This is a genomic window from Mesorhizobium sp. ES1-6 (assembly GCF_020164775.1).
In the GTDB taxonomy this organism is placed as follows: domain Bacteria; phylum Pseudomonadota; class Alphaproteobacteria; order Rhizobiales; family Rhizobiaceae; genus Mesorhizobium.
In genome coordinates, this window is record NZ_JAIUGU010000002.1 from 184,889 (window position 1) to 198,147 (window position 13,259).

A 13,259-nucleotide genomic window follows, 5' to 3' on the forward strand; every position below is an offset into this window, starting at 1 on the left:
CGGGGAGGCCTCGCGACCGCTATTGGGTCGTGGAATCGGACAAAAACGCTCGTCGGGTGACGGATCCTTCCAATCGCCATGTCTGGTGTGTAAGTGGCCGAACGGACTGTTGGAGCATGACCAGCTTCCGCTTGGGCGTCTGAATGGTTCTCCTGGCTCGACCACGACCGAAGCGGGGGTATGGGAGCGCAGTGGCGGTCTCGAAACAAGCCACTAGCAGTTTCGAAAGCCAGACCCGATCTGTTCCTTATCGTGCTGCCGCGAGCCTGAATTGAGCATCCTTTTTACAGGCCAAGGCAGTCCGCCGCTTGCCCGGCAGATTTTGTCTCTTCCCTATCGTGTGTTGCGTCCCCAGCATGAGGCGAAAGTTTCATGTGATCTGGCATGGTCACCATAGTCGGGAGAGGCAAGTGGACAGGTCACATTCGCATGCATCAGGTTATCCGGATGGCATGTCGGGAACTGATGCCAATCCAAACGCTCTCTCCCTGAAGCAGACAATCCGGCGACCCGAACTGCGCAGGATCGTACCATTGGCCGACACGACCATCTACGAAATGGAACAACGGGGGGAATTTCCGCAACGATTCTATCTGACGCCGCGCTGCGTGGTCTGGAATCTGGCCGAAGTCGAAGCCTGGATCGAGCAGCGTCGGCGCGCTTCGAATTCGGCTACGATCAAGCGTGCGCCACCGCCGGATGTGCGCCAGCGCAAGACCCGTCCAGTCAAACGTTAACTGTACGCCGCCAACGGTTCAGGCCTTTTGGTGACGCGGTATTGCCTTGTCCGAACATCCTGCCGTCTAGATTCTAGCCTCTGGAGCGATCAGCTGCATGCTTGGCGGGTAGAGCGTCGGCTGATGCTTTCGGCCTTCAACCCATGCGTCGATGATGTCGGCCCACTCCTGCAGCATATGCCGACGCTGATGCTCATACTCGGCCTTGTTGTAGACTCCACGCGACGAGTGTCCCTCCTCATGAGCCAGGCATTTCTCAATCCAGTCCCGGTTGAAGCCCAATTCGTTCAGGAGTGTGGAGCCCGTACGACGCAGGTCATGAACAGCGAACGGCTCGAGCGGAAGACCTTCCTTGCTGGCGCGCGAGACGACTGCGGTCGTGACACGATTGAAGGTAGCGCGCGACATCGGCGCATCGGCGTCATAACGCGACGGCAAAAGGTAGCGCGAATTTCCCGCACAGGTCTTCAACGCAATCATGATGTCCAGCGCCTGTTGTGAGAGATAGATGTTGTGCGGTCTGGAGCGCTTCATCCTCTCCTTGGGGATGGACCAGAGTGCATTCTCGAAATCCACCTCGTCCCAGACTGCATCCTGGAGCTCGCTCTTTCGCACCATCGTCAAAAGGAGCAACCGCAATCCAAGGCGGATCGTTGGCAGCGTCGGTACATGCTCGAGCTGTTTGAGCATGATCCGGATTTCTGCGGGCGAGAGCGCCCTATCTCTCGCCGTGAAGGTAGCGATTGAGGCCGGCCCGACATCGTCCGCCGGATTGGGAACCCTCTCGCCATTCAAAATAGCGAAGCCATAAATCTGCTTGACGATGTCCCGCACATGGATGGCAGTTGCGGGAGCACCACGATCCTTCACTTTGGCACAAAGTGAACGCAGATCATCGGGCGTGATCTCCTTCAGAAGGCGGTTCTGCCATGTCGGCAGGATGTCACGGTCGAAGATCGCCCGGCGCATGGCACGAGTGCTGTCCGCCATCTGCGCTTCCGTGAACCAGCGCGTGGCGAACTCACCGAAACTCTTGGCCTCTTTCAGGCGACGCTTGTCGCGCTGCTTCTCTTGAGCGGGCGAGATACCGTTCGCCACGGCCTGGCGCGCGTCTATGCACAGCTCCCTGGCTCGGGCGAGTGAGACTCCGTCCCGCCCGTATTTCCCAAGCGTCAGCGTCTCACGACGTCCATTGATGCGGTAGTCAAGACGAAAGGTTATCAGACCCGACGTCTTGATGACGACATACATGCCGTCACGGTCAGCGAGTTTGTAATCTTTGTCTTTTGGTTTCAGGTGCTTAAGCGCCGTGTCCGTCAGCACAGATCTCTCCGTTGAGCTCAGAATGTGCGAACTGCGGTCGAAAATACCGTCAGCTCAAATCTGACCATCTCGACGTCACTTTTAGCAGCAATTTCCGCTACTTAAGCGTCAAAAAAATACCGTCAAGGGCCGATATTGGCCGACGGTATCGTGATTTTCGCGTTGAGACAAGCAGACGCATACCGTCAGGAATACCGTCAAAACGGTAAGTTGCCCTGCGATTGATAGCGATAGACGCCGAATGAAATTATCGCGTGAAATCAGCTTGTTAGTGGAATTTAGCGATAGTTCCTGATAGGCCGCGAAGGCCGTAAAATCATTCCCACTCGATTGTTCCCGGCGGCTTCGACGTCACGTCGTAAACCACGCGGTTGATGCCGCGCACTTCATTGATGATGCGGGTGGCGGCGGCGCCGAGGAATGCCATGTCGTAGTGGTAGAAATCAGCCGTCATGCCGTCGACCGAAGTGACGGCGCGCAGCGCGCAGACGAATTCGTAGGTGCGGCCATCGCCCATCACGCCCACGGTCTGCACCGGCAACAGCACGGCGAAGGCCTGCCAAATGGCATCGTAAAGCCCGGCCTTGCGTATCTCGTCGAGATAGATGGCATCGGCCTCGCGCAGGATCTCCAGCTTTTCGCGCGTGATGCCGCCCGGGCAGCGGATGGCGAGGCCGGGACCCGGGAACGGATGGCGGCCGATGAAGCTTTCGGGCAGGCCGAGCTCCTTGCCCAGCGCCCTCACCTCGTCCTTGAACAGTTCGCGCAGCGGCTCGACCAGTTGCATGTTCATGCGCTCGGGCAGGCCGCCGACATTGTGGTGCGACTTGATGGTCACCGACGGGCCGCCGGTGAAGGAGACGCTTTCGATGACGTCGGGATAGAGCGTGCCCTGCGCCAGGAAGTCGGCGCCGCCGAGCTTTTTCGCCTCGTCCTCGAACACCTCGATGAACAGCCGGCCGATGGTCTTGCGCTTCTTTTCCGGGTCCGACTCGCCTTCCAGCGCCGAGATGAATTTTTCAGAGGCATCGACCAGGATCAGCGGCAGGTTGTAGTGCTGGCGGAACATCGCCACCACGCCCGCCGCCTCGTCCTTGCGCATCAGGCCATGGTCGACGAGGATACAGGTCAGTTGATCGCCGACCGCCTCGTGGATCAGAAGGGCAGCGACCGAGGAATCCACACCGCCCGACAGCGCGCAGATGACCTTGCCCTTGCCGACCTGCTTGCGGATCGCCTCGACCGCGTGTTCGCGGTAGGCGCGCATCGTCCAGTCGCCTTCGATGCCGGCGATGTTGTGGACGAAGTTTCTCAGCAGCCTGGCGCCGTCGGGCGTGTGCACCACCTCGGGGTGGAACATGATGCCGTACATTTTGCGCTCGACATTGCCGAACATGGCGAAGGGCGAGCTTTCCGACTTGCCGAACACCTGAAAACCCGGCGGCAGGGCGATGACCCGGTCGCCATGGCTCATCCACACCTGATGACGCTGGCCGGTCGCCCACAGGCCCTCGAACAGCGGGCTGTCCTTCTCGATCTCGACGAAGGCACGGCCGAATTCGCGATGGTTGGAGCTTTCGGCGACGCCGCCCATTTGCACGCACATGGCCATCTGGCCATAGCAGATGCCGAGCACCGGCACGCCGGCGTCGAAGACGATCTGCGGCGCGCGCGGGCTGCCGACATCACCGGTCGAGGCCGGGCCGCCGGACAGGATCACCGCTTTCGGATCGATGCGCTTGAACGCGGCTTCGGCCGACTGGAACGGCACGATCTCGGAAAACACGCCGGCCTCGCGGATGCGGCGGGCGATGAGCTGGGTAAACTGGCTGCCGAAATCGACAATCAGGACGGTGTCGGGGTGATTGGCTGTTGTCATGGCGAGCGTTTAGAGAAAGAAACGAGTCGGCGCAATGGGTTGCGGTGCCTGACTTTCAGACAGGTCTGGCCTGATCGTTGGCCGAAGCCGCCCGCTGCAAACCCGAACCGATCGCCTGTTCGAGGCGCATGACGGCGCCGGCCAGCTTTTCGTCGATGACGTGCAGATATTCGGTCCAGTCGCCGACGTGCCTCAGATCAGCCGCGCCGTCGGAAATGCCGCGCAGCCCGATGAGCGGGATGTCGAAAAGCTGGCAGGCACGCAAGCAGGCGAAGGTTTCCATGTCGACCATGTCTGCGGCGATCGCTTCGTACGCCGAGCCGGTAATGATGGCGCCGCCGGTCGACAGTGTCGCCTGCTTGATTTCGGGAATACGAAACGGCAGCGGTACGGTCGCCGGCAGGTCGAGAAACGGCGTGGCGCCCTTCTCGAAGCCCAGCGGCGAGGCATCGATGTCACGATAGCTCACCGAGATGGCCTGGTAGATTTCGGTCTGCTCCAGGGTCCGGCTGCCGGCGGAGCCGAGCGAAACCACCAGATCGGGCAATGCCTTTTGCGATTTCAACCAGGAGAGCTCGGCACCGAGCCTGACGCCCGCTTCGACCGGGCCGACGCCGGTCATCAGCGGCGTGAACAGCCGCTGCAAATGCGGGCCATATTCGGCCTGCGCCGCCATGACGAAGAGGACATCCTTGCCGCCAATGCGCATGACGTTACCGGTCATGATCTGCTTCTCCCTGTCCCGGCCCTTCGTTAATGGCTCCGGGCGTTCGTCGCTCGAAAAGCCCATTTGGGGGTCTGCTGCGCGGACCGCTCCTCACCCTGCTATGCCGTCGCGGCCGACCACCGTCATCATGGTCCCGGTCATGGTGGCGATGAGCTTGGCCTCCCCGTCGGCGGCGAAGGCATAGGCCTGGCCGTCGGCAACGATGATGGTGCGGCCGGGCTTGGTCACCGACCCGCGGAACAGAAAGCGCTCGCCCCTGCCCGGCGCCAGAAGGTTGACCTTGAATTCGATGGTCAGCACGCCGGAATTTTCCGGCATCAGCGAGAAGGCCGCATAGCCGCAGGCCGAGTCCAGCGCCGTCGAGATGACGCCGGCATGCAGGAAACCGTGCTGCTGGGTCAGTGCGGCCGAATAGGGCATCTCGATCTCGATGATGCCTGGTGTGACCAATGTCAGTTCGGCGCCGATCGTCGCCATCGCCTGCTGGCGTGCGAAGGATGCCCTGACGCGATCCTCATAGTCTGGAGCCGGTACGATCTTCGCTGCCATCACCATTGCCTTCACGTTTGCCGGGAAAGCTTATCGCAGAGGCATGAGCGGCAGGCAAATGCTTTTGCTGCACTGCAACAAAACGACATCGAGGCGTCCTAGTTCAACCAGAGCAGCGAAGCGTTGAGCAGAGTGGCGAACGCCACCCATGCCGCGTAGGGCGCGAACAGCCCGCCGGAAGCCCGATCGCGGTTCCAGACGTTCGCAATGAACAGCACGATGCTCGCGAGAAGAAGCACGATGACGACCAGGGCCGGCCCCATCATTTTTGCGCCGAAGAAAGTCGGCGACCACAGGAAATTCAGGACGAGCTGGGCGCCCCAGATCTTCATCGCCGTGCCCGACGGCTCCCGCTGCCATGTCCGCCAGCCGGCCACCGCGATCAGCACATAGAGCAGGGTCCAGGCCGGCGCGAAAACCCAATTGGGCGGATTGAAGGGAGGCTTGGCCAGCGATGCATACCAGGCACCCGGCAGTGTCGCGTAGCCGATCAGAAGGCCCCCGCCCAGCACGAGGACGAGGAAAAGCAGAAGCGACAGATATTTTTGCAAGACTTTACCCCATGGCGGCGCGACGCCGCGCATCACGAACTGGGGCGCAGCCCCAAGCTGTCAACGGCGTCAGTTCGCCCGCCGCATGGCGCAGAAATAAAATCCGTCGGTGCCGCTCAGCGCCGGCGAGAGCGAAATGCCACCTTGGGCACCGATCCGCATCGCGGCGGCATTGCCTGGAAAATGGCTGTCCCAAAGCTGGCGATGGTCGACCGGGGCAAAGCCGCCGTGCCGATTGCGAAACGCGGCGACCTGTTCGCCATTCTCCTCGTCGAACACCGAGCAGGTGATGTAGACCAGCAGGCCGCCAGGTTTGACATAGACCTTCGCAGCATCGAGGATCGCCGACTGCTCGCCCTTGCGGGCGTCGAGCTGTCTCTGCGTCAGGCGCCATTTGGCGTCGGGACGCCGCCGCCAGGTGCCGCTGCCGGTGCAGGGCGCGTCGACCAGCACGATGTCCATGTGGTTGGCGAGCGGGGCAAGCTCGGCCGGCTTGATGGCGATCTGCACATTTCGGTTTTCCGAACGGCGGATGCGGTCGAAGATCGGCGCCAGCCGCGCCTTTTCGGCATCGTGAGCAAAGATCTGACCGTGATTGTCCATCGCCGCCGACAGCGCCAGCGTCTTGCCGCCGGCGCCGGCGCAGAAGTCGAGCACCTGCATGCCGGCCGTCGCGCCGGCAAGTGCCGCCGCGATCTGCGACCCCTCGTCCTGGACCTCGAACCAGCCCTTCTGGAAGCCCGGCTCGGCCTGGACATTGGGATGCCTGCCGTCGCCATCGATCGGCGGGATGCGGATGCCATAGGGCGCGATCCGCGCGGCGCTGGCACCGGTCTGGGCCAGTTCGGCAAGCACCTTGGCGCGATCGGCCTGTAGCGTGTTGACCCGGATGTCGAGCGGCGGGCGTGTGGCCAGCGCGGCGCCCTCCTCGACCCATGTCTCGCCGAAGGCGCGTTCGAACAGCGGTTCGCACCAATCGGGTATGTCGGCGCGAACGGCGGGCGGCGCGTCGACGAGCCGGCGTTCGGCGATTGCCTGGAGTTCCGTGGCACTGAGCAGCGGCGGCGCGAACTTGTCACCTTCGAGCGTGGCGTTGAGCGACTGCGCCGTCTGGCTCCATTCGAGCAGCAGCGCCCCGAAGCCGATGGCGCGCGGCGTGTCTTCGCCCAGCAACCAGCCGGCGGAGCGTTTGTGGCGCAGCGCGTCGTAGACGATGTTGCCGATCGCGGCGCGATCACCACCGCCGGCGAAGCGATGTGACAGGCCCCAATCCTTCAGCGCATCGGCCACCGGCCGGTGACGCCGACCGATGTCCTCCAGCACTTCGATGGCCGCAGCCAGCCGTCCGCCCAGTCGCATTCGTCATTCCATCAAATCGAGCACATTGATCCCAGGGCCTGCTCTTAGAGCCTTTCACGTCCGGATTGAACCCCGCTCCATCGCACACCGCCGAGACGCCGCCGACCACGCCAGCGGATTCAGCCGACCAATAAATCTCCCCGGTCGGCGAAAGCAGATCGATCAATAGATGAAAGGTCTCTAATGTTCGCAACTGGGGACTGCAAGCACGGCTTGTGGCGCAACCGCTCTGCTTTCCAAGTTTTTCGGTTGGGAATACTCTTGTCGCCATGATTCGCGGCGCGGAAACCGTGGACCGGCGAATCGTCACGAGGAGAGGGCAATGAAGACTTATCTGGCGGAAGTTCTAGGCACATTTCTGTTGGTGTTCATCGGTACGGCGTCCGTGGTGACGGGCGGCTTCGGCGGCGCGCTGCCGCTTGGTCAGGAGGGCATCGGCCTGGCATTCGGCATCGGCCTCATCGCGGCGGCCTATGCGATCGGCCCGATTTCGGGCGCGCATCTCAATCCGGCGGTGACGCTCGGCGTCTTCCTTGCCGGCCGGCTGCCGGCCAAGGACGTCATCCCCTACTGGATCGCGCAGATCATCGGCGCCATCATCGCCTCGCTGGCGTTGTGGATCATCGTTTCCGGCCAGGCCGGTGGCCACACCGGCGGCTTCGGCGCCAATGGCTGGGACGAGACGAAATGGGGCATGAGCTCGGCGTTCCTGTGGGAGCTGATCGGCACCTTCACCTTCGTCACGGTTATCCTTGGCGTCACCGCCGAGAAGCACTCGACGGCTTTTGCCGGGCTGGTCATCGGCCTGACGCTGGCCGGCATTCACTTCGCCATGATCCCGGTCACCGGCACCTCGGTCAATCCGGCGCGCTCCATCGGTCCGGCGCTGTTTACCGGCGGTGCCGCGCTCAGCCAGCTCTGGCTGTTCATCGTCGCGCCTTTGATCGGTGGCGCCATTGCCGGCGTCGTCGCCAAGGCGCGCGTCTTCGAGAAGGATTGATTTCCAGAGCCTGAATGCAAAAGGCGCGGGCCGTGGCCCGCGCCTTTTTCGTAGGCCTTAAGTTCGAATCAGGCAGCGATATCAAAGCGATCGGCGTTCATCACCTTGGTCCATGCCGCAACGAAGTCCCGGGCGAATTTCTGCCCAGCGTCCGCCGATCCGTAGACTTCGGCCAGCGCTCGCAGTTGCGCGTGCGAACCGAAGATCAGGTCGGCGCGGGTGCCTGTCCACTTGACCGCCTTGGTCTTGCGGTCGCGCGCTTCGTACACCTCTTCCGAACCCGGAACAGAACCGGCGGCCGGATCCCACACCGTGCTCATGCTGAGCAGGTTGACGAAGAAGTCGTTGGTCAGCGTACCCGGCCTGTCGGTGAGCGCGCCGTGCTTTGACTGCCCGGTGTTGGCGCCAAGCACCCGCAGGCCGCCGACAAGCACCGTCAACTCCGGCGCCGTCAGGCCCAGCAACTGCGCCCGGTCGACCAGCATGGCTTCAACCGACATGGGCTGCTTGCCCCTGACGTAGTTGCGGAAGCCGTCGACTTTAGGCTCGAGCGCGGCAAAGGAGTGAACGTCCGTCTGCTCCTGCGAAGCGTCCATGCGGCCGGGCGTGAACGGCACCTTCACGTCGTTGCCGCCGTCCTTCGCGGCCTTCTCGACCGCGGCGACACCACCGAGCACGATCAGGTCGGCCAGCGATACCTTCTTGCCACCGGTATTGAACTCCTTCTGGATGGCCTCGAGCTTGGCCAGCACCTTCGACAATTGGGCCGGCTCATTGACAGCCCAGTCCTTCTGAGGTGCCAACCGGATGCGGGCACCGTTGGCACCGCCGCGCTTGTCGGAGTTGCGGAAGGTCGAAGCCGAGGCCCAGGCGGTCGAGACCAGTTCGGAAACCGACAGGCCGGAGCCCAGGATCTTGGCCTTCAGCGAGGCGATGTCCTGCTCGCTGACCAGTTCATGATCGATCGCCGGGATCGGGTCCTGCCAGATCAGCTCTTCCTTCGGCACCAACGGGCCGAGATAGCGCACGACAGGACCCATGTCGCGATGGGTCAGCTTGAACCAGGCGCGGGCAAAGGCGTCGGCGAACTGCTCCGGATGCTCATGGAAACGCCGCGAGACCTTCTCGTAGGCCGGGTCGGCCCGCAGCGCGAGATCGGTGGTCAGCATGGCCGGCGCATGATGCTTGGAAGGGTTGTGCGCGTCCGGCACCGTGCCAGCACCGGCGCCCCCCTTCGGCGTCCACTGATGGGCGCCCGCCGGGCTCTTGGTCAATTCCCATTCGAAGTTGAACAGATTGTCGAAGAAGTTATTGCTCCACTTGGTCGGCGTCGTCGTCCAGGTGACTTCGAGGCCTGACGTGATGGCATCGCCGGCAATGCCTGACGCATGCTTGCTCGACCAGCCGAGGCCCTGCGCCTCGATGCCGGCGCCTTCGGGCTCGGCACCGACCAGCGAGGCATCGCCGGCGCCATGGGTCTTGCCGAACGTGTGACCGCCGGCAATCAGCGCCACGGTTTCCTCGTCGTTCATGGCCATGCGCGCGAAGGTTTCCCTGATATCGCGGGCCGAGGCCAGCGGATCGGGCTTGCCGTTCGGCCCTTCCGGATTGACGTAGATCAGGCCCATCTGCACGGCGCCGAGATGGCCGCGAAGCTCACGGTCGCCCGAATAGCGCTCGTCGCCGAGCCACTTGGTTTCCGAACCCCAGTCCACGTCCTGCTCGGGCTCCCAGACGTCGGCGCGGCCGCCGGCGAAGCCGAAGGTCTTGAAGCCCATCGATTCCAGCGCGACGTTGCCGGTGAGGATCAACAGGTCGGCCCAGGAAATCTTGCGGCCGTATTTCTGCTTGACCGGCCAGAGCAGGCGGCGCGCCTTGTCGAGATTGGCGTTATCAGGCCAGCTGTTGAGCGGCGCGAAACGCTGCTGGCCGGCGCCTGCGCCGCCACGGCCGTCGCCGATGCGGTAGGTGCCGGCGCTGTGCCAGGCCATGCGGATGAACAGCGGCCCGTAATGGCCGAAGTCAGCTGGCCACCAATCCTGCGAATCCGTCATCACATGGTGCAGATCCTTGATGACCGCATCGAGATCGAGGCTGGCGAATTCCTTGGCATAGTCGAAGTCCTCGCCCATCGGGTCCGATAGGTTCGACTGCTGGTGGAGAACGCCGAGGTCCAGCTGGTTCGGCCACCAGTCACGGTTGGTCCGGCCGGCGGATCCATGCGCCACAGGGCATTTGCCCGCGCTGTTATCGTCGGTTTTCGCGTCCATGTCTCACTCCAATTTTGCCGAGGTTTGATTGTGCCGAGGTGATTTTTGCCGAGATTTTGGGGGCGGCCAGCGGCGCGCGCCAATCTGGAACGGTTCCAGACTAGGGCACACTGACGATAAAAACAAATTGTCTTTCCTGTTTATTTCGATAGGATTTTCTTATGACGGGCTTGACCACATGATCGGATTGACGGTTCGCCAGATGCATTATTTCGACGCGCTGGCGCAGACGCTGCATTTTGGGCGTGCGGCGAAACTTGCCGGTGTCAGCCAGCCGGCGCTATCCTCCCAGATCGCCGAAATGGAGCAACGGCTGAACTGCCGGCTGTTCGAGCGCGGCGGCAGGTCGGTGCGCATGACGGATGACGCGATTGCGCTGTTGCCGCGCATCGAGCGCATCCTGGCCGATATCCGTGACGTGGAAACGACAGCCCGGCGCGGCCGCACGGCGATGGAGGGACGCTTCCGCCTGGGCATCATCCCGACCATCGCGCCCTATCTTCTGCCGCGCGCCCTGCCTGAATTGAAGAAGCACTTCCCGGCCTTGCTGCTCGAATTGCGCGAGGCGGTCACCACCTCCCTGGTCGATGACACCGCATCGCGAAAACTCGATGCCTTCATCGCCGCGCTTCCGCTCGACCATCCCGGGCTGATCACCGAGGCGCTGTTTCCCGATCGGTTCTTCCTGGCCGTGCCATCAGGCGATCCGGCTTTCGCCTCGCCGCCGGTCCCACCCGAGAGCCCGGCGCTGGAAAGATTGATGCTGCTGGAAGAAGGCCATTGCCTGCGCGAACAGGCGCTGGCCGTCTGTGGCAATGTGCGGCCGGTGGCGATGGCAAGCTACGGCGCCACCAGCCTGACCACGCTGCTGCAGATGGTGGCGCACGGGCTCGGCGTCACCCTCATCCCGGAAATGGCGGCTGGGCCCGCCGGCACCATCCCCGACCTCAAAGTCGTGCCGTTCCAGGAGCCGATGCCGCAGCGCATGATCTGCCTTGCCTGGCGGCGCAACAATGCACGGCATGGCGAATGCGTCGAGCTGGCGAAGATTATCCGGGGCCTCGGCGCGGCGGTGCTGGCGGGCTGAGAGCGGGTCAAACCACGGGCTACAGCACCCGTGACAGGAATTCCCGGGTGCGCGGCGATGTCGGATTGGCAATCATCTCACGCGGCGTGCCGCGTTCGACAATCACGCCGCCGTCCATGAAGACGAGCTGGTCGCCGATCTCGCGGGCGAAACCGATCTCGTGGGTGACGACGACCATCGTCATCCCGCTCTCGGCCAGGTCGCGCATGACCTGCAGGACTTCGCCAACCAGTTCCGGATCGAGCGCCGAGGTCGGCTCGTCGAAAAGCAGCACCTTGGGCTTCATGGCCATGGCGCGCGCGATCGCGACACGCTGCTGCTGGCCGCCGGACAGTTCGCGCGGATAGCGGTCGACCTTGTCGGCGAGGCCGACGCGCCGCAACAGCACTTCCGCCTCGGCCTTCGCCTGGTCCAGAGCTATTCGCCGCACCTGCGTCGGCGCCTCGATCAGGTTCTCCATCACGGTCATGTGCGAGAACAGGTTGAACGACTGGAACAGCATGCCGATCTCGGCACGGCGCCGGCACAGAAGATCGTCCTTCACCTCATGGAGCTTGTCGCCCTTCAGGTCGTAGCCGACGAACTGGCTGTCGACCAGCAGGATGCCGCCGCTGAGCTTTTCCAGATGGTTGATGCAGCGCAGGAACGTGCTCTTGCCGGACCCCGACGGGCCGATGATGCAGGCGACCGATCCCTCCGGCACATCGAGGTCGACGCCTTTGAGCACTTCGAGCTGGCCATAGGTCTTGCGCACGCCGCGCGCGAACACCATGGAGTTGGCCGGCACGCCGAAGCGGGCACGATTTTCGGATTTCACATCGCTCATCGGGCAACGCCGCGCAGGCTGATGGCGTTGCGCAAGGCGCGCATCGTCAGGGGGGCGCGTCTGACATCGCTGCGGCCGAAATGGCGTTCCAGGAAATGCTGCCCGACCGACATGATGCTGACCACGGCGAGGTACCAGAAGGCGACCACGATCAGCAGCGGGATGGTCTCGAAGGTTCGCGCGTAGATGCTTTGCGCCGTGTAGAACAGATCGTCGACGGCGATGAATGTCACCAGCGAGGTCATCTTCAGAAGGTTGATCGCTTCGTTGCCGGTCGGCGGCAGCACGAAGCGCATGGCCTGCGGCAAGGTGATGCGTTTCAGGATCATGCGGTAGGGCATGCCGAGCGCGCTTGCCGCTTCCGACTGGCCTGACGGCACCGACTTGATGCCGGCGCGGATGATCTCGGCCATGTAGCCGGCCTCGCACAGGGACAGCGCGACGACGGCGGAGAAGAACGGCGTCATGAAATCATTGGTACGCACCGAAAACAGCGTGCCTATAAACGGCAAAGTCAGCGAGATTTCGCGCACCAGCAGCGACAGGTTGAACCAGAAAATCAGTTGGATCAGCGCCGGCACACCACGGAAGAACCAGACATAGACGCCGGAAAAGGCGCGCAGCACCGGGCTTGGCGACACCCGCATGATGGCGATGACGGTGCCGACCACGATGCCCAGCACCATGATGACGACGGTGAGCAGCAGCGTGTTGCCCAGGCCGCGCATGATCGAGGGATGGAAAAGATAGCCGGCGGCCGTGCCCCAGGCGAAAGCAGGGTTGCTGGCAAAGGCACGAATGATCAGAAACGCCAGCAGCAGCGCGAGCGCGGTGCCGATCCAGATGCCATAGCGGCGCTGCGGCACAACGGTCAGCCGCGATACGGCGGCGGCAGCGCCCGGCTCGATGCCGATCTCGGTCGGGTGGGCCACGCCCATCAACGGTCTCCTG

General features: G+C 63.0%; 12 protein-coding genes. 3 read left to right on the top strand and 9 right to left on the bottom strand.

Annotated features, from left to right (window positions below):
• The first annotated feature begins 452 nt into the window (after positions 1 to 452).
• The gene (locus tag LB564_RS05615; protein ID WP_224536664.1) at positions 453 to 737 is read left to right on the top strand and encodes a helix-turn-helix transcriptional regulator; all 285 of its coding nucleotides are present in this window, start codon (positions 453 to 455) and stop codon (positions 735 to 737) included.
• A 66-nt stretch (positions 738 to 803) separates the two neighbouring features.
• On the opposite strand, the gene LB564_RS05620 is transcribed toward LB564_RS05615, so the two are convergent.
• The 6 genes from LB564_RS05620 to LB564_RS05645 form a co-directional block, all read right to left on the bottom strand.
• Positions 804 to 2,060: a tyrosine-type recombinase/integrase gene (locus LB564_RS05620; RefSeq protein WP_224535746.1), complete on the bottom strand. Its 1,257-nt coding sequence runs from the start codon at positions 2,058 to 2,060 to the stop codon at positions 804 to 806.
• A gap of 316 nt (positions 2,061 to 2,376) precedes the next feature.
• Positions 2,377 to 3,939, bottom strand: a complete 1,563-nt coding sequence (guaA, locus tag LB564_RS05625; protein WP_224535748.1) for a glutamine-hydrolyzing GMP synthase — start codon at positions 3,937 to 3,939, stop codon at positions 2,377 to 2,379.
• Between the two features lie 55 nt (positions 3,940 to 3,994).
• Complete coding sequence (locus LB564_RS05630) at positions 3,995 to 4,663, bottom strand: 5'-methylthioadenosine/S-adenosylhomocysteine nucleosidase (protein WP_224535750.1); 669 nt, start codon at positions 4,661 to 4,663, stop codon at positions 3,995 to 3,997.
• Between the two features lie 93 nt (positions 4,664 to 4,756).
• Entirely contained in the window at positions 4,757 to 5,215 is a 459-nt protein-coding gene (locus LB564_RS05635; protein ID WP_023686843.1) for a PaaI family thioesterase, read from the bottom strand.
• Between the two features lie 98 nt (positions 5,216 to 5,313).
• Positions 5,314 to 5,799: a TspO/MBR family protein gene (locus LB564_RS05640; protein ID WP_411910214.1), complete on the bottom strand. Its 486-nt coding sequence runs from the start codon at positions 5,797 to 5,799 to the stop codon at positions 5,314 to 5,316.
• Between the two features lie 36 nt (positions 5,800 to 5,835).
• Complete coding sequence (locus LB564_RS05645; protein ID WP_224535754.1) at positions 5,836 to 7,125, bottom strand: RsmB/NOP family class I SAM-dependent RNA methyltransferase; 1,290 nt, start codon at positions 7,123 to 7,125, stop codon at positions 5,836 to 5,838.
• A gap of 322 nt (positions 7,126 to 7,447) precedes the next feature.
• On the opposite strand from LB564_RS05645, the gene LB564_RS05650 reads away from it, so the two are divergent.
• Positions 7,448 to 8,125: an MIP family channel protein gene (locus tag LB564_RS05650; RefSeq protein ID WP_127277877.1), complete on the top strand. Its 678-nt coding sequence runs from the start codon at positions 7,448 to 7,450 to the stop codon at positions 8,123 to 8,125.
• 68 nt (positions 8,126 to 8,193) lie between these two features.
• On the opposite strand, the gene katG is transcribed toward LB564_RS05650, so the two are convergent.
• A complete protein-coding gene (gene katG, locus LB564_RS05655) occupies positions 8,194 to 10,395 on the bottom strand; it encodes a catalase/peroxidase HPI (protein ID WP_224535756.1) in 2,202 nt (733 codons plus the stop codon).
• A 178-nt stretch (positions 10,396 to 10,573) separates the two neighbouring features.
• On the opposite strand from katG, the gene LB564_RS05660 reads away from it, so the two are divergent.
• On the top strand, positions 10,574 to 11,482 hold the full coding sequence (locus LB564_RS05660) for a hydrogen peroxide-inducible genes activator (RefSeq protein ID WP_224535758.1): 909 nt from the start codon (positions 10,574 to 10,576) through the stop codon (positions 11,480 to 11,482).
• Positions 11,483 to 11,501: 19 nt separating this feature from the next.
• Here LB564_RS05660 and LB564_RS05665 read toward each other — a convergent pair whose 3' ends face one another.
• Both LB564_RS05665 and LB564_RS05670 read right to left on the bottom strand, forming a co-directional pair.
• Entirely contained in the window at positions 11,502 to 12,308 is an 807-nt protein-coding gene (locus LB564_RS05665; protein WP_318012770.1) for an amino acid ABC transporter ATP-binding protein, read from the bottom strand.
• A complete protein-coding gene (locus LB564_RS05670) occupies positions 12,305 to 13,246 on the bottom strand; it encodes an amino acid ABC transporter permease (RefSeq protein ID WP_224535760.1) in 942 nt (313 codons plus the stop codon). The genes LB564_RS05665 and LB564_RS05670 overlap by 4 nt, the downstream gene beginning before the upstream one ends.
• Positions 13,247 to 13,259: the final 13 nt, after the last annotated feature.